Source organism: Vibrio anguillarum (assembly GCF_001989995.2).
Lineage (GTDB): Bacteria > Pseudomonadota > Gammaproteobacteria > Enterobacterales > Vibrionaceae > Vibrio > Vibrio anguillarum.
The window spans coordinates 1-20,981 of record NZ_JAHGUP010000069.1 but is presented as its reverse complement, the minus strand read 5'-3'; the positions used below and the strand labels follow the sequence as shown (position 1 = coordinate 20,981).

General features: G+C 47.9%; 19 protein-coding genes. 15 read left to right on the top strand and 4 right to left on the bottom strand.

The annotated features are described in order from the left end of the window. Nucleotides 1-21: 21 nt before the first annotated feature. The 12 genes from PL85_RS14945 (at nucleotide 22) to ompV (ending at nucleotide 12,406) form a co-directional block, all read left to right on the top strand. Entirely contained in the window at nucleotides 22-390 is a 369-nt protein-coding gene (locus tag PL85_RS14945) for an ApeI family dehydratase (protein WP_115339123.1), read from the top strand. Beyond that, nucleotides 374-2,104, top strand: coding sequence for a glycosyltransferase family 2 protein (locus PL85_RS14940; protein ID WP_088728977.1), 1,731 nt, complete (start codon nucleotides 374-376; stop codon nucleotides 2,102-2,104). Before PL85_RS14945 ends, PL85_RS14940 begins: the two co-directional genes overlap by 17 nt. Further along, complete coding sequence (locus PL85_RS14935; RefSeq protein ID WP_094166007.1) at nucleotides 2,085-3,629, top strand: HAL/PAL/TAL family ammonia-lyase; 1,545 nt, start codon at nucleotides 2,085-2,087, stop codon at nucleotides 3,627-3,629. Before PL85_RS14940 ends, PL85_RS14935 begins: the two co-directional genes overlap by 20 nt. A gap of 8 nt (nucleotides 3,630-3,637) precedes the next feature. Then, nucleotides 3,638-4,078 (top strand): acyl-CoA thioesterase, encoded by a 441-nt coding sequence (locus tag PL85_RS14930; RefSeq protein ID WP_047687931.1) that lies wholly within the window; start codon nucleotides 3,638-3,640, stop codon nucleotides 4,076-4,078. Continuing rightward, nucleotides 4,075-4,686, top strand: a complete 612-nt coding sequence (locus PL85_RS14925; RefSeq protein WP_017048106.1) for a LolA family protein — start codon at nucleotides 4,075-4,077, stop codon at nucleotides 4,684-4,686. Before PL85_RS14930 ends, PL85_RS14925 begins: the two co-directional genes overlap by 4 nt. After that, nucleotides 4,658-7,006, top strand: coding sequence for an MMPL family transporter (locus PL85_RS14920; protein ID WP_115339124.1), 2,349 nt, complete (start codon nucleotides 4,658-4,660; stop codon nucleotides 7,004-7,006). The genes PL85_RS14925 and PL85_RS14920 overlap by 29 nt, the downstream gene beginning before the upstream one ends. Continuing rightward, a complete protein-coding gene (locus PL85_RS14915) occupies nucleotides 7,003-7,623 on the top strand; it encodes a DUF3261 domain-containing protein (RefSeq protein WP_017044415.1) in 621 nt (206 codons plus the stop codon). Before PL85_RS14920 ends, PL85_RS14915 begins: the two co-directional genes overlap by 4 nt. Before the next feature lie 9 nt (nucleotides 7,624-7,632). Then, nucleotides 7,633-8,868: a beta-ketoacyl-[acyl-carrier-protein] synthase family protein gene (locus PL85_RS14910; RefSeq protein ID WP_017048109.1), complete on the top strand. Its 1,236-nt coding sequence runs from the start codon at nucleotides 7,633-7,635 to the stop codon at nucleotides 8,866-8,868. Beyond that, complete coding sequence (locus PL85_RS14905) at nucleotides 8,846-9,310, top strand: hotdog family protein (protein WP_017050420.1); 465 nt, start codon at nucleotides 8,846-8,848, stop codon at nucleotides 9,308-9,310. The genes PL85_RS14910 and PL85_RS14905 overlap by 23 nt, the downstream gene beginning before the upstream one ends. Continuing rightward, nucleotides 9,307-10,032: a 3-ketoacyl-ACP reductase FabG2 gene (locus tag PL85_RS14900; protein WP_017045136.1), complete on the top strand. Its 726-nt coding sequence runs from the start codon at nucleotides 9,307-9,309 to the stop codon at nucleotides 10,030-10,032. The genes PL85_RS14905 and PL85_RS14900 overlap by 4 nt, the downstream gene beginning before the upstream one ends. Further along, a complete protein-coding gene (locus PL85_RS14895; protein WP_115339125.1) occupies nucleotides 10,029-11,258 on the top strand; it encodes a beta-ketoacyl-ACP synthase in 1,230 nt (409 codons plus the stop codon). The genes PL85_RS14900 and PL85_RS14895 overlap by 4 nt, the downstream gene beginning before the upstream one ends. Before the next feature lie 374 nt (nucleotides 11,259-11,632). Continuing rightward, complete coding sequence (gene ompV / locus PL85_RS14890; protein WP_115339126.1) at nucleotides 11,633-12,406, top strand: outer membrane protein OmpV; 774 nt, start codon at nucleotides 11,633-11,635, stop codon at nucleotides 12,404-12,406. Nucleotides 12,407-12,829: 423 nt separating this feature from the next. Here the strand turns inward: ompV and PL85_RS14885 are convergent, their stop codons facing one another. After that, a complete protein-coding gene (locus tag PL85_RS14885; RefSeq protein WP_088721195.1) occupies nucleotides 12,830-13,879 on the bottom strand; it encodes a linear amide C-N hydrolase in 1,050 nt (349 codons plus the stop codon). A gap of 82 nt (nucleotides 13,880-13,961) precedes the next feature. Here PL85_RS14885 and PL85_RS14880 point away from each other — a divergent pair, with 82 nt between their 5' ends. Then, nucleotides 13,962-14,972 (top strand): GGDEF domain-containing protein, encoded by a 1,011-nt coding sequence (locus tag PL85_RS14880; RefSeq protein ID WP_115339127.1) that lies wholly within the window; start codon nucleotides 13,962-13,964, stop codon nucleotides 14,970-14,972. A gap of 443 nt (nucleotides 14,973-15,415) precedes the next feature. Here PL85_RS14880 and PL85_RS14875 read toward each other — a convergent pair whose 3' ends face one another. The 3 genes from PL85_RS14875 to PL85_RS14865 form a co-directional block, all read right to left on the bottom strand. Next, on the bottom strand, nucleotides 15,416-16,279 hold the full coding sequence (locus PL85_RS14875; protein WP_115339128.1) for a DMT family transporter: 864 nt from the start codon (nucleotides 16,277-16,279) through the stop codon (nucleotides 15,416-15,418). 159 nt (nucleotides 16,280-16,438) lie between these two features. Further along, a complete protein-coding gene (locus tag PL85_RS14870; protein ID WP_019282198.1) occupies nucleotides 16,439-17,047 on the bottom strand; it encodes a bifunctional 4-hydroxy-2-oxoglutarate aldolase/2-dehydro-3-deoxy-phosphogluconate aldolase in 609 nt (202 codons plus the stop codon). Nucleotides 17,048-17,073: 26 nt separating this feature from the next. Next, a complete protein-coding gene (locus PL85_RS14865) occupies nucleotides 17,074-18,450 on the bottom strand; it encodes a GntP family permease (RefSeq protein ID WP_026027816.1) in 1,377 nt (458 codons plus the stop codon). A 160-nt stretch (nucleotides 18,451-18,610) separates the two neighbouring features. Here PL85_RS14865 and PL85_RS14860 point away from each other — a divergent pair, with 160 nt between their 5' ends. Both PL85_RS14860 and edd read left to right on the top strand, forming a co-directional pair. Then, complete coding sequence (locus tag PL85_RS14860; protein ID WP_013856467.1) at nucleotides 18,611-19,144, top strand: gluconokinase; 534 nt, start codon at nucleotides 18,611-18,613, stop codon at nucleotides 19,142-19,144. Next, the gene (gene edd, locus PL85_RS14855; RefSeq protein ID WP_115339129.1) at nucleotides 19,141-20,952 is read left to right on the top strand and encodes a phosphogluconate dehydratase; all 1,812 of its coding nucleotides are present in this window, start codon (nucleotides 19,141-19,143) and stop codon (nucleotides 20,950-20,952) included. Before PL85_RS14860 ends, edd begins: the two co-directional genes overlap by 4 nt. Nucleotides 20,953-20,981 lie beyond the last annotated feature (29 nt).

Sequence of the window (20,981 nt, the reverse complement as noted above, 5' to 3'; positions counted from 1 at the left end):
AATAACGAAGCCCAATAGATTATGGCCAAAAGAACACCCACATTATTATGTGCTGAAACTCAGCCTCACACGGTGAATTTGACGCTGCGCGTTGACGCCGACATCATTGATTTTTCAGGACACTTTGAGCATTTCCCATTGCTGCCAGGCGTTACCCAAATCGATTGGGCACTGCGCTATGCACGAGAATACTTATCTGTACCCACAAGCTTTCAAAGTATGGAAGTGATCAAATTCCAAGAACCTATCTTGCCAGACATGACCGTTCAACTGGCATTAAGTTGGGATGAGGAAAAACAGAAACTCGCGTTTAGTTATAGTTCACAGCGTGAGGGTTTAAACATCATTCACTCATCAGGAAAAATGAAGTTGGGTGAAATCTGTGGCTGATTATCAAGCTTGTTTTTTAATTCCGTGCTACAACCACGGCAGCACAGTAGCAGAAGTGGTCTCATCACTCAGCGTATTTGAACTTCCCATTTTACTGGTTGATGATGGCAGCAATCAGCAAACAAAACAGGCGTTGAGCAACGTCGCTCAGCAAACACATGTTCACCTAATTACCCTAGAACAAAACCAAGGCAAAGGTGGCGCGGTAATGGCTGGTATTCGCCAAGCGCAGCAGTTGGGGTTTAGTCACGTCATCCAAATTGATGCCGATGGCCAACATGATTTACAAGCGCTGCCTAAATTACTGGCCGCGTCAAAGCAACATCCAAACCACCTAATTTCTGGTCAGCCGATTTACGATGACAGCGTACCCAAAGCGCGTTTATATGGCCGTTACGCAACGCATATTTGGGTTTGGATTGAAACGCTATCCTTTACGATCAAAGACAGTATGTGTGGTTTTCGCGCGTATCCTGTAGACCTCACCGTTGAGGTGCTCAATAACCATAAGATCGGCACGCGCATGGATTTCGATATCGAAATCTTAGTTCGCATGTATTGGCACGGGGTCGATATCGATTTTGTGGAAACTCGCGTCATTTATCCTGAAGGAGGCGTCTCTCATTTTGATGCTCTGTGGGATAACGTCAAAATCAGTTGGATGCACAGCAAATTATTTTTTGGCATGTTACCGCGTATTCCTCAACTTCTGAAACGCAACCAAAGCAGGCACAACAAAAGTGGCGCAGAGCCAAACCAGCACTGGTCAAAGCGTCAAGAACGAGGAACGGTTCTGGGTATTAAAGCGTTACTGGCGGTATATAGCCTACTCGGTCGGCCAATTTTTAACCTGATGCTGAAACTTGTAATGAGCTATTACTACCTTACCGGAAAACAAGCTCGCCAAGCCTCTGAACAGTATTTACAGCACTTACAAAGCTACGCAAACCGTCGCCAAATCACGCTGCCAAATCATCTCTCTAGCTATAACCATCTGCTCTCTTTTGGCCACACTATGCTGGATAAATTGGCGGCATGGAAAGGCGATTTTTCGGTAAAAAATTTGACCATCCATGGTCAAGAATCGTTCCAAACTTTAGCAGAACGAAAACAAGGTGTGCTTCTTTTAGGATCTCATCTTGGAAATATTGAACTGTGCCGCGCTCTGGGACGTCGGCATTCTCATATTAAGATCAATGCGTTAGTCTTCACCGAGCACGCCGAACGCTTCAATGCGGTAATGAAAGCGATCAATCCCAACTCAGAACTGAACCTCATTCAAGTGAGCCGTTTGGGCCCCGATACCGCTATTTTGCTTCAACAGAAAATAGAGCAAGGAGAATGGGTGGTGATCGTCGGAGATAGAACGTCCACCAGCAAAGAGACCCGAGCCGTATGGGCCGATTTTTTAGGCCAACCCGCACCGTTTCCACAAGGCCCTTTTATGTTGGCCTCGGTGTTGAAAGCTCCCGTCTACCTTTTGTTTGGCTTAAGAGATGAACGTTCTAAAACTCCACATTTTAACGTCTATTTCGAGCACTTTAGCGACAACATAGATTTACCGAGAAAAGAGCGACAAGCGGCGCTAGCGCAGGTAGTACAACGCTACGCTGATCGGCTGGAACATTACACACTGCAAGCTCCACTGCAGTGGTATAACTTTTTCAACTTTTGGACTCTAAGTAAACAGCAGCATGATGATTCAGACAGATAACCGCATAACTTTTGGCGTCGATCGCCTCACCATTGAAGATGTTGTCGCGATTTCGCAAGGCGCGCAGGCCAACCTCAATTCTTCAGCGGAATTCACCGCTAAAATTGATCGCGGCGTCGCTTTTCTAGAACGACTTTTAAAAGAAGAAGGCGTGATTTACGGCGTAACCACCGGCTATGGTGATTCATGTACCGTTGCCATTCCGCCGAATCTAGTAGACCAATTACCACTGCATTTGACTCGCTTTCACGGCTGTGGCTTAGGCGAGGTATTAAGCCATCAGCAATCTCGCGCAGTATTAGCAACACGCTTGTGTTCACTAGCGCAAGGTGTCTCTGGTGTGAGCCATGAACTACTTAACCAAATAGTCACCTTGATCAACCACGATATCGCCCCTCGTATTCCACAAGAAGGTTCGGTCGGGGCAAGCGGCGATTTAACGCCACTCTCCTACCTCGCGGCCACACTGATTGGTGAGCGCGACGTGCTTTATAAAGATGAGATGCGCCCAACTCAAGATGTGTTTAACGAGCTGGGTATTCGCCCGATCAAGCTAAAACCAAAAGAGGGATTAGCGCTGATGAACGGCACATCAGTCATGACTGCTTTGGCCTGTTTAGCCTATAAACGCGCCGAGTATTTAACTCAACTCTGCACCAAAATTACCGCCATGGTGTCTGTCGGTATTCAGGGTAACGACTTCCATTTTGATGCCGCGCTATTTGCCGTCAAGCCGCATCCTGGCCAGCAACAAATCGCAGCATGGCTACGTGATGACTTACAAGCAGAGCGCCCACCTCGCAACAGTGATCGCCTGCAAGATCGCTATTCATTGCGCTGCGCACCTCATGTGATTGGCACAGTGCAAGATGCGCTGCCGTGGCTACGTCAACTGATTGAAAATGAGCTCAACAGTGCCAACGACAACCCCATCATCGATGGCGATAATGAACGCGTACTGCACGGCGGCCATTTTTACGGCGGCCACATTGCCATGGCAATGGATACCTTAAAAACACAGGTTGCTAACCTAGCCGATTTGCTCGATCGCCAAATGGCGCAATTGATGGATTACAAATTCAACAACGGTTTACCGTTTAACTTAACTGGCGCAGAAGGCGAAAGAAAACCGATCAACCACGGCTTTAAAGCCGTGCAGATCGGCATTTCAGCGTGGACGGCCGAAGCCTTGAAACATACCATGCCTGCCAGCGTTTTTTCACGTTCGACTGAGTGTCACAATCAAGACAAAGTCAGCATGGGAACCATTGCCGCACGTGATTGTCTACGTGTGCTTGAACTGACAGAACAAGTGGCGGCCGCCTCGCTGTTGGCAGCGACCCAAGCAATAGAATTGCGCAAACGTCATCATGAGCTGGATGAGCAACACATGAGTCACAATATCAAGCAGATGCGCTTAGCCGTGTTACAAGAGTTTGATTTTGTGGTAGAAGATCGTCCGCTAGAACATGATTTGCGCCACTTTATTAGCCGCATTCAACAACGCCACTGGACACTTTACTAGGAAGCGCGATGAGCGATGTACTTCATCCATTGGAAAGTGAGGTGACTTTAGTCACCTCGTTTCAAGATGCCGACCCAATGGGCGTTATCTACCACGGCAATTATTTTCGTTTTTTTGAAGAAGCACGCCGCGTGCTGATGGAAAAAATTGATTACAGCTATCACGCGATGACCCAGTCGGGCTACCTATGGCCGGTGATTGATGCACACGTGAAGTACGTGAAAGCAATCCCGTTCAACCATACGATTCGTGTCAAAGCGACCTTGACAGAATGGGAAAATCGCTTGCGTGTTGACTACATGATTTTTGATAGCCAGACCGGGCAACGAATGTGTAAAGCGCACACCACTCAAGTAGCGGTTCGCATCGACACCCAAGAGATGTGTTTCGCTTCCCCAACGCTATTTACCGACAAAGTGCAGCACTGGCATACCTACGGGAAATTATGATGCGCCGTTTTCTCTGGCTAACTTTAGCTCTATTCTCGCCCCTACTCTGGGCACAAGTGACCGACCTCGCCTCACTGCAAGCGCAGTTGGCGAAACACCAGATCGTACGCGGAGAGTTTACTCAACTCCGCCATATTGAGATGTTCGAACAACCACTGTCGTCAGCCGGTAAATTCTTGCTCGATAAACAAAATGGCTTACTTTGGCAACAAAACTCACCATTTCCAGTTAATTTGGTGCTAACTCAAGACAAGCTTCGCCAAACTTTTGCTAACCAACCACCACAGGTGATTACCGAAAAAGAGAACCCAATGGCGTTTTATTTCAGCCATCTCTTTTTGTCGGTATTTCATGGTGACACGCAGCAATTGAATGAACAATTTACGATGACGCTGCACAGCGAAGATGGCCAGTGGCAGTTAAATTTAACGCCGAGAAATGCGCCACTGAGCTCGGTGTTTACCTCGATAACATTAACGGGGCGAGATGACATTGATGGTTTGATCCTGCAAGAAGTGCGAGGAGACAAAACCGAGATTCAGTTTACTAACCAAAACCACCAGCCAGAGCGTTTAACCCATGCTGAGCAAGCACAGTTTAACTTCTAAATCGAACCGGCTGGCATTGTTCTGGTTGGCTTTTGTGACCCTTTGTCTTGGCTTACTACTCAAGCAGTGGTTCTTTTCAGCAGCCTCACCGATCGAGACAGATATCCTTAAGCTACTGCCGGCCAACCAGCAAAGTGTGCTCGCCGAGCAAGCGTTTGAAAAAGTCACTGCCAGTATGAGCGATAAAGTGGTCTTTATTGTCACTGCGCCCAATGAGGCTGACCGACTCAAATCCGTTACAGCGCTAGAAAGCGAGCTCAAGCAGAGTGGCTATTTCAAGGATGTGGTTGGGAAAATCGATGCCACTCAACAGAGCGCTTGGGCCAGTTACTACTTTCAACATCGAGCACAACTGCTCACCAGCGAGCAACGCAATCAGCTCAGTCAACATCCCGAACAACAAGTGCAAACGGTAGTGCAAGCCCTATATAACCCTTTTTCTGGGGTAACAGGGCAAGAGCTCCGTCACGACCCTTTTCTGCTATTTCGCGACTACTTAGCACAACTTAGCCAGCTATCGTCTCATTTTCGTTTGCAAGATGGATACTTAACCCGCGAGTATCAAGGCCAAAAATACGTGCTGATCACCGCGCAGCTCAACGACTCACCATACAGTTTCAAAGCGCAACAAGTGGTGCCCGATATTGCTCAATGGCAACAACGCATCAAGCAACAATTTAGTGCGGACATTTATCACACTGGTGTTTTATTTTACGCCGATTTTGGCACTCAAAGTGCCAAGTCAGAAATCAGCACTATTGGCCTTTTCTCATTACTCGGCATTGTGCTGTTGGTGATGCTGGTTTTTCGCAGTGCCATGCCTTTACTGTTGGCACTGCTCTCGGTATCCGTTGGGTTAGTGGTTGCCATGGTGATCACCACCGCGTTTTTTGGTCAGCTCCATCTGTTTAGCTTAGTGTTCGGGGCCAGCCTGATTGGCGTTTCAATCGACTACGCCTTTCACTACCTGACCGATCGCCTTGCCGAAAATGAACAATGGGACAGCGTGCAAGGACTAAAGCATATTCTGACTGCCATTACCTTAGGGTTAATCACCAGTTTAATTGGCTATCTCGGTCTACTGGTCGCCCCTTTCCCCGGCTTACAACAACTAGCGCTATTTTCCGCCTTAGGGCTCGTTGCCGCTTACGCGACGGTCGTGGCTTGGTATCCGATTTTGGCCAAAAAACCAAGTTCATCGAGAACGCTTCCCGGCATCACTTATTGGTCCTTATGGTTTGCGCTTTGGCAAAAGCCATGGGTTAAATGGGGCCTACCCACGGCGTTATTGATCATCAGCAGTCTTGCTCTGACGCAAGTGCACTACAACGATGACATTCGACAATTACAAGCCATGCCTAGCGACTTGAAACAGCAAGAGCTGCAAATCAGCGCCTTGACTGGTATTCAATCATCACAGCAAATGTTGGTCGTCAGTGCCAACGATGATGAAGCATTAATACAGCAGTTAGAAAAATTAGATACGCAATTTTCACAATGGCAACAACAAGGCGTACTTTCTGGCTACCAAAGTTTAAGCCAAAACATCAGCTCGCTTAAGCGTCAGCAAGAAAACTACGCACTGGTTGAAGCACTGTACGCAAACCAAGGCGCAGCACTGGCTCACACGCTGAAACTATCTTCAACTCCTAAACTGGAAGCGTCATTTTTGCCCATGACACTGGCGCATTATTTAGCCCATGATGTTTCCCAGCCGCTGCGCTTTCTTTATTTAGGTGAAGTTGAGCAAAAAGTGGTGGCGGTAGTGCTGTTGAAAGAGGTTCACCAAGCAGCCGTAATTAAGCAGTTTGCGGCGCAAAACAGCGACTACGCCTATTTGAATAAAACCGAAGAGATCTCAACCCTGTTTGGACAGTATCGCCTTAAAGTGATGGAGTTAATTGCGCTGGCTCTTACCTTGATCAGCGCTCTCACTATTTGGCGCTACGGCGTGAAGCACAGCATTCGCATTATGTTACCTTCGCTGATTGCTTGCATCGCTGGGTTAGCCGTCACCGTCGCAACAGGCTCTACGCTCAATTTATTCAATCTATTAGCGCTGGTATTAGTGATAGGTATCGGTATTGATTACACGCTCTTTTTTGCCGAACAAGCCCGCAGTCACAGTACCTTGCTTGCCATAACCCTTTCGGCACTAACGACTTTGCTCTCGTTTGGTCTGCTTGCTCTTAGCCAAACTCACGCCATCCACAGTTTTGGTTTGACGGTACTGAGCGGCATTTTCGTGGCTTGGTTGCTTTCACCAATGGCGATCAAATCACAACCTGCCGCCATGAAAGCGCATGAGGAAAAACTATGATGATGAGAATACGCCGTGCGCTGCCCTTGCTGTTACTGATGTTGTCTGGCTGCTCTTTAGTGCCAAACCAAGCCTCCACGCAGGTAGAAATTAGCCCCAACACATTCGTTACACTGCCCAAACCTGCGCAACTTGGGTACCAAGTCACGGCAAGTCAGTTGATCAGCGCCCATTGGCAAGATGATAACGGCCAGCATAACCAACAGCTTCCGGTCCAGTTGCAGGTCACCGATGACAAGATTGTGCTGGCAGGGTTTTCATCTTGGGGAACGAGGATTTTATCGCTCAATTATCAGCAAGATACTATTGAGACCAGTGTACTCAATGGCTTGGAAAACACCTTGCCGAAGCCCGAACAGATACTCTTTAACCTGATGATCACGCTCTGGCCGCGAAATGCTTGGGAAGCCTCGTTAAATAAGGTAAAGTGGCAAATCATTGATGATGAGAATAGACGAACACTCATCAATGAACTGGGTGAAACAGTGATTGTTATTGATTATCAACATCCCTTCGCGATGAAGGGCGATATTCGCTTCCACAATCAATTATTGAATTACACCATTACGATTAAAACACTCAGTGCCCAGCACCCTTTGCCGCCCACACAACCGTAGATAGCTATCATGAACTCATCCACGACTTCTCCTATTGATTCTCGCTCACCTATTTATGTCCAAGATTGCGGTTTTCACTGCGCGATGGGGAGTGACTCGTCGCACATTCACCAAAGTTTAGCGCAGGGCTATTGTGACAACATGGTGGCTGACAACACGTCGCTCAATAGTGGCACCGCAACCATCGTAGGCCGAGTGAGTGAGCCACTACCAGAAATCCCAGCGCATTTAAGTGCGTTCAATACGCGCAACAACCAACTGGCTCTTTCTGCACTGAAACAGATTGAACCGAGTGTCCGCCACGCGATTGCCACCTATGGTGCAGATCGCATCGCAGTGGTGGTTGGCACGAGCACATCCGGCATTGCTGATGGCGAAATCGCACTCGCCCACAAGTTAGAGCAGGGCGAATTCCCAAGCGACTACCACTACTACAAACAGGAATTAGGCAATTGCAGTGATTTTATCGCTCGCTATTTTGCAATAAGCGGCCCCTGCTACGCCATTTCGACCGCCTGTTCGTCCAGTGGCCGCGTCTTTATCACCGCCAAAAGAATGCTTAATGCTGGGTTGGTTGATGCGGTGATTGTCGGTGGTGCCGACACTTTGTGCCGCTTAACTCTCAATGGTTTTAACGGTTTAGAAGCGCTGTCTCAACGTTTGTGTAAACCGTTTGATGCACAGCGAGATGGCATCAACATTGGTGAATCTGCCGCTTTTATGCTGCTGGGGAAAACGCCGTCTCAGCAACACGCTCACGCCATTGCGCTATTGGGCGCAGGCGACAGTTCCGATGCACACCATATTTCTGCGCCCCACCCAGATGGAAACGGTGCAGAACAGGCGATGCGTAACGCGCTGCAAGATGCCAAATTAACCGCCAGTGATATCGGCTATATCAACGCTCACGGCACCGCAACACCGCTCAATGACAGCATGGAAAGTAAAGCGATTTTCCGCGTTTTTGGCCAGCACGTTGCGGTGAGTTCAACCAAACCACTCACTGGACACACGCTCGGCGCGGCCAGTGCAACCGAAGCCGCCATTGCTTGGCACATACTGCAATACCAATTGCCTTTGCCCATTCAGCGCTGTGCTAACAAAGCGCCAGACATCGATATTACGCTAGTGGAAACCACTCAATATTTAGAAAACAAGGCCATTTTAAGCAACTCCTTTGCTTTTGGTGGCAACAATATTAGCCTCATTTTTGGTTACGTTAATGACAAAGCTTCCTGCAATTGATCAACTGCTGCCTCATCAAGCGCCGATGATTTTGATTGACCGCGCGCTTGAGGTACAGAGCGAATCTATCCACTGCCAAGTGGATATTGAATCGCACCACCTGTTTTTTGACCCGGCGACACAAAGCATACCGGCCTATGTCGGTATCGAGTTTATGGCACAAGCCATTGCCGCGTGGTCTGGGTATCACTCACTTGTCCAAGGCATTCAACCGCCGATTGGCTTTCTGCTCGGCAGTCGCCGTTATCGAGCGCTGTGCGATGCATTCCTGAAAGGGCAAACGCTCGATATCTACGCTGAACAGCTAATGCAAGACAATGGCATGGCTGTGTTTAAGGCAAGAATCGAGCACCAACACCAGCTTTTGGCCGAATGCCAATTAAATGTGTATGTGCCATCAGAACAAAAATTAGAAGAAATGAAAATGAGGAGTCAAGCATGACCCGACACGTATTAGTGACTGGTGCGAGTAAAGGCATAGGCAAAGCGATTGCGATTGCGCTCGCCAAAGATGGTTTTGCCATTGCCGTTCATTACATGGGCGACCAACAAGGTGCCCTGCAAACACTAGCGACCATCGAGCAAAACGGTGGTTCAGGCCGACTGATTCAATTTGACATCAGCAACCGAGCTCAGTGTCGCGAAGTATTAGAAGCCGATATTGCTCTGCATGGCGCTTATTACGGCGTGGTCAATAACGCGGGCATTACTCGTGACACGGCGTTTCCTGCCATGACAGAACAAGAATGGGATGGTGTAATTCACACCAATTTAGACAGCTTTTATAACGTCCTCCACCCTTGTGTGATGCCAATGGTGCAAAAACGCCAAGGTGGGCGCATTGTGACTTTAGCGTCGGTGTCGGGCATCACAGGCAACCGTGGTCAAACCAATTACAGCGCCGCCAAAGCTGGCGTGATTGGCGCGACCAAATCGCTCGCGCTTGAACTGGCTAAGCGCAAAATCACCGTCAACTGCGTTGCTCCGGGTTTAATCGATACAGGCATGGTGGATGAGCACGTCAAAGAGCACGCACTGCCACAAGTTCCTTTACGCCGCATGGGTGAACCCGAAGAAGTCGCAGGCCTTGTGAGCTATTTAATGTCTGATATTGCCGCTTATGTTACTCGCCAAGTTATCTCGGTTAATGGAGGCTTAGTATGACCCGCCGCGTTGTCGTTACAGGCATGTCCGGCGTGACTGCTTTTGGTAATGACTGGGCCAGTATTGAGCCAAAACTCAGAGCTTGTGAAAATGCCACTCAATATATGCCCTCCTATGAGCAGTATGAAGGTTTAAACACTAAGCTCGCCGCGCCAATAATGGGTTTTACACTACCTAGCCACTACAAACGTAAACAAGTCCGAGGTATGGGCCGCGTGTCACAACTGGCGACCGTTGCCACCGAAAATGCGCTGCTGCAAGCGGGCTTAATTGGTCATGAAGTGCTGACGAACGGCCAAACCGGTATCGCTTATGGTTCATCAACAGGCAGTACCGATGCCATCGGTGCGTTTGGTGTCATGCTCAACGAAAAAACCACTCGAGCCATTACCGCCACCACTTATGTACAGATGATGCCTCACACTGCCGCGGTGAACGTAGGTCTATTTTTCGGGCTCAAAGGCCGCGTCATTCCAACCAGTAGCGCCTGCACATCGGGTAGCCAAGCCATCGGTTACGCGTACGAAGCGATCAAGCACGGCTACCAAACCGTAATGGTGGCGGGCGGTGGTGAAGAGCTCTGCCCTACCGAATCGGCCGTATTTGATACCTTATTTGCCACTAGCCTCAAAAACGACCAGCCCAAAACCACCCCACGCCCGTATGATACTCAGCGTGATGGTTTAGTAATTGGTGAAGGTGCAGGAACTTTAGTGCTTGAAGAGTATCAACACGCCATCGCGCGCGGTGCCGCCATTCACGCAGAAATCATCGGTTTTGCCAGCAACTGCGATGCCGCCCATGTCACTCAACCACAAATGGACACCATGCAAATCTGCATGGAGATGGCGCTGCGTGATGCCAAGTTAAGTGCAGATAAAATTGACTATGTTTCGGCTCACGGCACGGCGACCGACCGGGGTGATATAGCCGAAAGTCACGCCACCGCAAACGCGTTGGGTAAAGTGCCGATCAGCTCGTTGAAAAGTTATTTTGGTCACACATTGGGCGCATGTGGCGCGGTTGAAGCTTGGTTAGGTTTAGAAATGATGCGCAGCGGTTGGTTTAATCCAACCCTTAATCTAGATAACATCGACCCGCAATGTGGCGATCTTGATTACATTACAGGCACAGGGCGTGAGCTGGATGTGCAATACCTAATGAGCAATAACTTTGCTTTTGGTGGCATCAACACCTCGATTATTTTTAAGAAATTCAGCGAATAATCCCATAAAAAGCCGTTGCCCACACAACGGCTTTTTTACGAGTTTATTTATCCGGCATTTGCCTCTTAAATATTGATAGCCTGCCAAATACTCACCAGCAATCAGCCAATACTTTTCGCAAGTACTTCGAGGACTTGCGGTCTGAAAATAAAAAACACCGCGCCAAGCAAACAGAGCCCTGCCCACACAAAATCAAACCTGAAAGGCTATGTGATTCGGATAAGCGAACGTAGTCAACCACTGCAACGAGTAGGGCAAGAATAAGCCGCTTTGACAAAAGTCAGACATAACCATACAAGCTATTGATATTATCCTCTCTATCGATTTTGTACAGTGTTCATATCCAAACATAAGCCCTTAAATGGAAGAACACAATGAAAAAGATCGCACTATTTATTACAGCATCACTTATCGCGGGCAACACTTTAGCTGCCCAAACGTACATTCGTAACGGCAATATCTATACCCACGAAGGTCAATGGGTTGCGGAAGCGGGTGCTTTTGGCAGCACTGACCTACTCAAGGATCAAGACAAGTCTTACGGTGCTTTGCTGAACTTTGGCTACCACGGTGAAGATTTGAATGCAGACCTCACCGGTATTAACTACCGCTTCTTTGGTAACACAGGGGATGTCGTTAATCTAGGTACTTACCTGACGGGCAGCGGCGTTACTTATGACCAAGATTCGGCAAACAGCGTTAAAGGAATGGATAAGCGTAAAGCCACGATTGATCTGGGTTTAAACGCCGATATCGCGCTGGGTGACGGTACCGTATCGACCTACTTCCAACACGATATTCTCAACGAAAATAAAGGCTACAAAACTGGCGTTAACTACTTCCATGTCATCGATTTAGGTGCTGTTGATTTGGTACCTTTTGCGGGCATTAGTTACCAGAGTTCGGATTACAACAACTACTATTTCGGTGTGAAAGACAAAGAAGCGACCGCACAGCGTAAAGCTTACCATGCAGGTGGCGACTTCTCTTATAACCTAGGTTACAAACTGGTTTATCCAATTAATGACCGTTGGGAAATCACCCAAACCAGTGCTTACACCCGTTTAGGCTCTGATGTCGCCCATTCGCCAATCGTAGAAAGCGCGAACCAATGGCTCGTTGGCGCAACCGTCGCTTACCACTTCTAAGCTGTACCGCCCTCAGGCAGGAGCCGCATCCCCTGCCTGATTTTTCTACTTGAACTGCCCTTCTCGATCAAAATAGCGTCGATATGAACCCACGCATTGATTCTCTATGAATCTTGCCTTTTGCCTGTCTGAGTTTTCCATGCCTGAGGTAATTCATGGAGTACAAATCTACGATTCTATGAAACTCATCTCTGCCCCGAAATGTGTTTAGATAGCTGCAAACCTTCATAAGAATAATTTGTGCCACAGGCTGTTGCACAAATCAGTCAGAATCAAAGATGCCCCAAAATAAGCCATCGAACCACACAACAACTCCTAATAGTGAGCAGGTAAATCAAAGTCATATACATGGTGTTGGAAGTTGCCCTTTTCCTCCGTGGACGCCCTCACAGATTTTATCTGTGAGGGCGATGCAAAGGAAAACTAGCTGAATGGGTTGGGGCATGCCACGAGGTGGTCTGTAACGTCGCCAGACTCGATAGGGCAAGCTGATTTGGTTGCTTTTTCTTTTTGCAGAAGCAAGCGTTGACTCGTAGTGAGTTCGGGAGAAAAGTGCAGTGACAGTGTGTTCATGGTCACAGTGCTAGACAGGGAGTAAACTTTCTTGCGGTGATCGGCAAGATTTGTCCAGATCGTGTAAGACGCTTTCTCGGCGCAATAGGGGTTAAAGTACACAGGCACAGAGCAAGCGGCCACCAATGATTTAGCTTGATACACCGCTTCGCGTCGTTTTTTTGCAGGCTGAGCAAAGGTGAAGTAATAACTGGCGCGCTCAAAGCGTTGTGTGGCGCTATTACCGCCAGGCGCAGAAAATACTGGGTGTTCAACTGGAGCGTTGGGTCTTTTGCCCCAAATATACTGCCAATAGGCCGTCAGCATTCGTTGAGTTTTGTAGTCCGGTTGATTGGTGACAACGGTATCCTGAGGGCTCTCATAGAGTTCAAATCGACCGTTGCGCACTTCGATTACGCCTGAACAGCCATCTGCATCGGAAAGAGCAAGGTGAAGATGCGATTGTGTGTTAGAGGTGTCTGGTAAAAGCTCCGAGACAATTGTAATACTGTGAGTGGCAAAATACTGAATAGCTTGCTGGACGTTAGCAAAGCGGTCGAGCACAAACTGAACCCAGCGATTGGCGCTGAGGAACTGACCTTCACCGTCAGTGGGACCATAACTGACATGAGAATCATATAAGCCGTTTACTGCAAGCCCCGCTTCATTTAATCCGTCTACGGCGGCATAACCCTTTTTGTCGCTACCCATGACGGTGGTCAAACTAGCGTATTTAGATGTCCATTGCAGTACCTGCTGCGGAGCAATATGGATTTTTGCCGCTGACTCGCTGCTAAGACCTCGGTTTACCGTGCCCTCAGGGAAGGCGTAAAAGTAAGTATTGACGGGCCAATACCAATCCATGTTGCGCGCTGTCACTGGAAATTTATCGTTTAAGTTATTGAATATACGTGTGCACATATGCGTTGATATCCTTGTTATCAATAAGTTAATCAGGTTATCATATATGAGACTTATAGGCATTTAACCCATGGACGAACATATGGACATAAACGAGCTCGATGGCAGCTTAACACTACGCCTCAAAGTGCTTAAAGGAATGAGTCTCGGGGTCGGAAGTTTAGCCGCCTTGCTGGCTATCGGTAACTTTGCTATTAGCCAGAGTTATCTATACGGCACGTTGGAAGGCTTATATGCGCTTTACTCTTGGCATGTTTATCGCCAAATCGATAGGGGAAATGCATACAAGGGCCATAAACACATTATGTCACTGTGCCTGACGTTACTCGTCATTAGTGGCACTTTCCTCAAGCCAACAGTCTATGGTGTATTTTTTTGGTCGCTGGTTTTACCTATTGTTTACTATTTGTTGCTTGGTTACAAAGTGGGCTTTGTAGCGACTGCATGTTTGTTTTTCATCCAGATCGTCAACATTATTTATCAATTTTACCTAGAGCAGTACTTTGACATGTTGACGATGATGATCAATTTCTCCTTTTGTTATTTCAGTATTTCGGCGATCGCACATGTGTATGAGTTCAACCGCGAGTCAACGGAAAACAAACTAAGTAAGTTAGCCACACTTGATCCGCTGACTGGAGCTAATAATCGCCTTGCATTGAAGCATCGTTACCAAGCGCTAAAAGTTCAAGGAACATCATACTTTCTATTGGTATTAGATATCGATCACTTTAAAGCTATCAATGATGAACACGGTCACGATGGCGGAGACTGCGTACTTCAGTCTGTGGTGAAAACGATGGCTCATTTGGTGGGAGGAGAAAATGTGTTTCGCCAAGGGGGAGAGGAATTCTGTATTCTGTTAGCTGGTGTCTCTCAACAACATGCTCTCAAAAATGCGGAGGCCATTCGTCAAGCAATTGATAGGACGCCTGTTCGCTATCTAGGGAGAGCGATCTCTGTCACGGTCAGTATTGGCTTGGCTGAGGCGCATACGTCGAGTTATGCCGATGAAATCCAGCGTGAAGCAGATGCCAATCTTTATGATGCCAAATCAAAAGGGCGAAATAGGGTTGTTGCACAACACGATTGAACATCGACCTTCTCTGCTGTCACTTGAGGCTAAAGTACACTTTTATTCATTGATCCTATTGCCCGTTGAAAGCTTGGCTAGATCTGACCGGGCCCTAGTATTGCTGGAGGCTTCACCAAGCATTTTTTCAATACCAAAAGTTATCCGTTTCAAACTAAATTATTAGTATCTCTAACGCAAAAATGTCCAATTATGCTCTAGAGCGGAAGCTGACAACTATTCTGTTCCTCCCTTTCAGGGGGAGGTTAGGACGGGGTTAAAGAGCGTCAGCAACAAAGCCTCACCTTCAAGGAGAGGTAATCAGTTTGTCCAAAAACGATAATCAAACGTGATGGCCCTACGCCATAAACGTGCGTAATGTCTGTTTCCTTCCTTAAAAAGTAAAGGAACTCAATGCTTCTTAGAGCTCTAGCAACTTAATTTCGCTTCACGCTTTGGCTCTTTTAGCGATGACGAAAATGGCCCATTCGATAGAAAAGAAGCGAACAGAGCAGCAAGCCGCAGCCGAAAATCTTATTCGCTGGCATCGATTCATCATAAATCAGCACGCTCAGAACCAGTGTCCAGATTGGCTCAAGCAGCATTAATATCGCCGCATTAGTGGGGTTGGCGTGCTTTTGACCTACGGTTTGCATCAAATACCGCAAACTGGTGGCGAGTAATACGCTCAGAGCAAGCCACTTCCATGTCATTAAACTTATTTGATCTGGCCATGACTCAAACAGTAAAGAGAGTAATACCCCAAGGCAGCCGCCAACAAACAGTTGTAATGTAGTGAGCAACATCGGCGGCAGATTAGCCGAAAAACGACTGTTAAAGTTAAAATGTAATGCCAAGCTAAAGGCCGCAGCCATAAACCACAGCTGACTGGTCGCGACGACCCACTCCCCATTCCACGACAGTAAAAAAAGCCCAATCAGTGCAATGGGTAGCGACAACCAAAATGCGCGCGCCGGTTTAGTGCCAAACAGCGGCCATGCTAATAATGGAACAAACAGCATAGAGAGGCTCATGATGAATGCGCCCTCGCCTAGCGTGTCGCTAATGGAAATCGCGTGGATCCAGCAAAAAATCGAGCCACCTAGCAACACGCCCACACCCATCGATTTTAAACAATCGTGCAGTGAAGCTTGGCGCAGCGCTTTAAGACAAAATGGCAGTAGGCACAGCGACGCTAAAAGAAAGCGCACACCAATAAAGCCAAAAGGCGGTAGGCCTTGAATCGCTTGTTTGGAAAACACCCAGCCCGCAGCAGCCAATAAGGTCGTGATAACTAAAATTAATTCTGCGCGTCGGTTTGCGTACATAGCTTAGCTTATCGTGAAATGAGTAGGAGAACGATTGTAACGAGATTTTTGATCGCGCGTTACTCTCGATTACTTTTATCGTTAATGGTCGGAGGTGCGCAGGGAATAAAAAGACGGCCTACCGAAGCAAGCCGTTGTTCTTAAAGAAAATAGAAAGGGTTATAGCGCTTTAACCAATTCCGCAATTCCCTGCCAATCACCTTTATCCATTAGATCTGTCGGTACCATCCACGTACCGCCACACGCCACTACGGATTTAATCGACAAATAATCTTGAACGTTACTTGGGCTAACGCCACCTGTTGGCATGAAATTAACCGGATAAACCGCCGTCAATGCTTTGAGCATGGCCACGCCACCTGAAGGCTCTGCTGGGAAGAATTTCAATGTGCGCAAACCCATTTCCATCGCTTGCTCAACCAAACTTGGGTTGTTGACGCCCGGAACAATTGTCACATGACGCTGTTGGCAATATCTCACCGTGGTTGGGTTAAAACCGGGGCTGACTACAAAATCCACGCCCGCCTCAATGGCTTGATCTACTTGCGCTGTGGTCAGTACTGTCCCTGCGCCAATCAGCATCTCTGGGTAGGCGGCACGCATCAAACGAATCGATTCTGCAGCCGCTTCTGTTCTAAAGGTCACTTCCGCGCATGGCAACCCATTTTCAACCAACACTTTGGCCAAAGGGACCGCTTGACTAGCATCATTAATCGCAATCACAGGGACGATTTTGATTTCTTTCAATCGTTGTTCAAGAGTTTTCATTTCATAACCTTATAGTAAAACGCTTTTTATAATAAGAAACTTAGGACAGCGACAATCACAAACGCGATGCTACCAAGCAGTGTTTCCATCACAGTCCAAGTTTTGAGTGTGGTTTTCTCATCCATTTCCATCAAGCGAGAAACCAGCCAGAAGCCTGAGTCATTAAAGTGAGATAGTACCGTTGCACCACCAGCAATCGCAATCACGATAAAACATAAATCCAACTCACTCAAACCCGTGGTTTGTGCCACAATTGGCGCAATCAAAGCGGCGGTGGTGGTTAATGCAACGGTGGCAGAGCCTTGCGCTACACGTAAGCAAGTTGCGATAACAAACGCCGCGACTATGATAGGCATGCCTGTATCGGATAACACGTCGGCCAATGCTTGGCCAATGCCACTGGCGCGCAACACACCACCAAACATGCCGCCCGCACCTGTCACAAGAATTACCGCACAGATAGGCGCTAACGAGTCACTGCACAGTTTTTCCAGCTTGTTCATTCCAAAATCTTTGGCAAACACCAGTAAACAAGTTAGCAGAGTCAACAACAGTGCCACCGGGGTTTTACCCAACATGCGTAAGAATTCAACCAATGGCGCTTTGCCGTCAATCACGCCTGCTACCGCAAGAGTATTAAGACCTGTATCCATAAAAATGAGCAGCACAGGCATCACTAAAATCGCTAATACCGTGGCAAATTTTGGCAATTTATTTTCATCAATAATTTGCTCGGTATTAAAAAACGCTTTAGAGAGTGGAATATCAAATTTCTTACCCGCATACAGGCCAAAGAGGTAAGCGCCAAAATACCAAGTAGGAATCGCGACCAAGATACCAACAATCAGCAACAAACCAAGATCCGCGCCTAAAAGATCTGAAGCCGCAACTGGCCCAGGATGAGGCGGCACAAAGGCATGCATCACGGCAAAAGCACCAGCTGAAGGCAGCGCGTATTTCAATGGTGAGCCACCAAAGCGCTTCGCTACACTAAAGATGATCGGCATCATCACGATCAATCCCGCATCAAAGAAGATGGGAAAACCAAACAATAATGAAGCAATACCCAGTGCAAACGGCGCTTTTTCTTCACCAAAGCGGCCTATCAAGGTATCGGCCAGCACTTTAGCACCGCCCGTCACTTCTAAAATTTTGCCAATCATCGCACCTAAGCCGACCAGCAAAGCAACGGACGCTAGGGTTCCACCAAAACCAGACATCATGGTTGGGACCACTTTTTCCGCCGCAACGCCGGTGGCAATTGCAGTGCCAAGGCTGACTAAGGTTAATGAAGCGAAGGCGTGTATCTTCAACTTCATGATTAAAATCAGTAGTGCTGCAATCGCACATCCCGCGATTGCTAATAGGTAAGCAGGGTTACTGCTTTGAGTCATCAATTCCATGTTCTTCACCTTATATCACGTATTGTTTTGTTTGTGTTTCAGTTCACAAATCTCTAAGTTACGGGTAACATGTTACCGATAACATGGATAAGATAAAGTCATATTTCCAAGTGAATTTAAAAAATGAGATCCAGCTCAGAATACCACTCAAGGAGTCCGTATGACTGGTAGTAGCATTATTGTAATGGGCGTATGCGCCTGCGGAAAAAGCACTGTAGGCGCGAAACTGGCCCAGAAATTAGGGGCGAAATTCATCGACGGTGACGACCTTCATCCAAAAGCCAATATTCTCAAAATGGCAGGCGGAGAGCCGCTAAATGATGACGATCGCAAACCTTGGTTAGAGCGCATCCGTGACGCGGCTTTTAGCTTAGAGAGTAAAAATGAGCACGGCGTGATTGTTTGCTCTGCGTTGAAAAAAACCTACCGCGATCAAATCCGTGACGGTAACCAAAATGTGACCTTTCTCTTTCTCGATGGCAGTTTTGATTTAATCATGAAGCGCATGCAAGCGCGTAAAGGCCACTTTATGAAAGCGAACATGGTGGAAAGCCAATTCAATACGTTAGAGCGCCCCGACAACGAAGTGAAAGTCGCTATCGTTGATATCGATACGGATATTGATGAGGTTGTAGAGCGCGCCCTAGTGGCATTGCGCGAGCTCACTTTAGATGGTCAAAAGGTGTCAGCATGAGTACAACCTTAAACTCAACCATCACAGCCGTCACCGAACGAATTATTCAGCGTAGCCGTACTTTGCGTGATGAGTTTCTCAACCGCGCCAAGGCACAGCAGCACAGTGGCAAGGGTAAAGCATCACTCTCTTGTGGTAATTTGGCTCACGCCGTCGCCGCCTCTTGCTCTCAAGAAAAAGCGCACATTCTCGATTTAACGCGTTCTAATTTAGCCATTATCACAGCATACAACGACATGCTTAGCGCGCACCAAGTGTATAAAGATTACCCTGAGCAAATCAAAAAAGTGCTCGCCCCATTTGGCCACACGGCACAAGTTGCTGGCGGCGTTCCGGCGATGTGTGATGGCGTAACACAAGGCCAAGCGGGCATGGATATGTCGTTGTTCTCACGCGATTTGATTGCACAAGCCACGGCATTTTCACTCAGCCACAATATGTTTGATGGCACATTACTGCTCGGTATTTGCGATAAAATTGCGCCCGGACAACTGATGGGCGCGCTGGCGTTTGCGCACCTACCAACGGCTTTTATTCCCGCAGGGCCAATGTCCACTGGCATTACTAATGATGAGAAAGTCGATGTTCGCCAAAAACACGCGGCAGGTTTGGTTGATGATAGCGCGCTGCTGAATATGGAGTGCGCTTCGTATCACTCCCCGGGCACTTGCACTTTCTACGGCACCGCCAATACCAACCAATTAGTGTTTGAGGCGATGGGTTTAATGCTGGCAGGGTCAGCGTTTGTCGCTCCCTTTTCTCCATTGCGCCTTGCATTGACGCAACATGCCGCGATCCGCCTTGCCGCCATGAGCGATGGTACGGCGCATTTCCGTCCACTTTATGAGGTGGTAACCGAAAAAAGCGTAGTCAATGGCCTAGTGGCTTTGCTCGCCTCTGGTGGCAGTTCAAACCATACCATTCATTTACTGGCTGTCGCTCGCGCGGCGGGTATTGTGCTGACTTGGCAAGATATCAGTGATCTGTCTGACGTCGTTCCTCTGGTGGTAAATGTTTATCCCAATGGTTCGGCAGATATCAATGAATTTGAGCTCGCAGGCGGCGTACCCATGTTGATGACGCGTCTGCATCAAGCGCAGCTACTTCACAGCGACGTAAAACCTGTGTTTGGTGAATTTGCAGATCAGCTAAAATCACCGCAATTAGTGGGCCATACTCTAGAATGGCAAGCATGTGCTCAAACTAAAAACCCCTCGGTAATCGCCCTACCTGATAAGGTATTTCAGCGCTCTGGTGGCATTAAAGTGTTATCGGGTAACCTTGGGCAAGCGGTGATCAAAGTCTCTGCCGTGGCTGAGCAGCATCGCATTGTTGAAGCGCCCGCCAAAGTGTTCGCTTGCCAACATCAGGTTGAGCAGGCGTATCAACGCGGCGAGCTCAATCAAGATTGCGTGGTTGTAGTCCGCTTCAATGGGCCAGCAGCCAATGGCATGCCTGAGCTGCATAAGTTAATGCCGATTTTGGGCAACTTACAAAAAGCGGGCTATCAGGTTGCGTTAGTGACCGATGGTCGTTTGTCCGGCGCTTCTGGTAAAATTCCTGCGGCTATTCACGTCTCACCGGAAGCATTAAGAGGCGGCGCAATTGCGCTTATTGAAGAGGGAGATAGGATCCGCGTCGATGCGGTGACAGGCCGATTAGAGAACTTAACGCCAACCGAAGGCCGCGATATCGCCACTTGTGATACTGAGCTCACACAGCAAACTTGGGGGCGCGATCTGTTTAAAGTGTGCCGAGATAATGTCTCTGCCGCCAATCAAGGGGCTTCGTTCCTCTACCCTAATTGATACAACATGAGCTTGTTATTCAGCCATTG

Excerpts from the sequence above, each read along its gene's own strand:
- PL85_RS14895 (WP_115339125.1), top strand. The coding sequence starts at position 10,029 with ATGACCCGCCGCGTTGTCGTTACAGGCATGTCCGGCGTGACTGCTTTT.
- PL85_RS14920 (WP_115339124.1), top strand. The coding sequence starts at position 4,658 with ATGCTGAGCAAGCACAGTTTAACTTCTAAATCGAACCGGCTGGCATTG.
- PL85_RS14870 (WP_019282198.1), bottom strand. The coding sequence starts at position 17,047 with ATGAAAACTCTTGAACAACGATTGAAAGAAATCAAAATCGTCCCTGTG.
- PL85_RS14875 (WP_115339128.1), bottom strand. The coding sequence starts at position 16,279 with ATGTACGCAAACCGACGCGCAGAATTAATTTTAGTTATCACGACCTTA.
- PL85_RS14880 (WP_115339127.1), top strand. The coding sequence starts at position 13,962 with ATGGACATAAACGAGCTCGATGGCAGCTTAACACTACGCCTCAAAGTG.
- PL85_RS14915 (WP_017044415.1), top strand. The coding sequence starts at position 7,003 with ATGATGATGAGAATACGCCGTGCGCTGCCCTTGCTGTTACTGATGTTG.
- PL85_RS14905 (WP_017050420.1), top strand. The coding sequence starts at position 8,846 with ATGACAAAGCTTCCTGCAATTGATCAACTGCTGCCTCATCAAGCGCCG.
- PL85_RS14860 (WP_013856467.1), top strand. The coding sequence starts at position 18,611 with ATGACTGGTAGTAGCATTATTGTAATGGGCGTATGCGCCTGCGGAAAA.
- edd (WP_115339129.1), top strand. The coding sequence starts at position 19,141 with ATGAGTACAACCTTAAACTCAACCATCACAGCCGTCACCGAACGAATT.
- PL85_RS14865 (WP_026027816.1), bottom strand. The coding sequence starts at position 18,450 with ATGGAATTGATGACTCAAAGCAGTAACCCTGCTTACCTATTAGCAATC.
- ompV (WP_115339126.1), top strand. The coding sequence starts at position 11,633 with ATGAAAAAGATCGCACTATTTATTACAGCATCACTTATCGCGGGCAAC.
- PL85_RS14935 (WP_094166007.1), top strand. The coding sequence starts at position 2,085 with ATGATGATTCAGACAGATAACCGCATAACTTTTGGCGTCGATCGCCTC.
- PL85_RS14885 (WP_088721195.1), bottom strand. The coding sequence starts at position 13,879 with ATGTGCACACGTATATTCAATAACTTAAACGATAAATTTCCAGTGACA.
- PL85_RS14910 (WP_017048109.1), top strand. The coding sequence starts at position 7,633 with ATGAACTCATCCACGACTTCTCCTATTGATTCTCGCTCACCTATTTAT.
- PL85_RS14900 (WP_017045136.1), top strand. The coding sequence starts at position 9,307 with ATGACCCGACACGTATTAGTGACTGGTGCGAGTAAAGGCATAGGCAAA.
- PL85_RS14930 (WP_047687931.1), top strand. The coding sequence starts at position 3,638 with ATGAGCGATGTACTTCATCCATTGGAAAGTGAGGTGACTTTAGTCACC.
- PL85_RS14925 (WP_017048106.1), top strand. The coding sequence starts at position 4,075 with ATGATGCGCCGTTTTCTCTGGCTAACTTTAGCTCTATTCTCGCCCCTA.
- PL85_RS14945 (WP_115339123.1), top strand. The coding sequence starts at position 22 with ATGGCCAAAAGAACACCCACATTATTATGTGCTGAAACTCAGCCTCAC.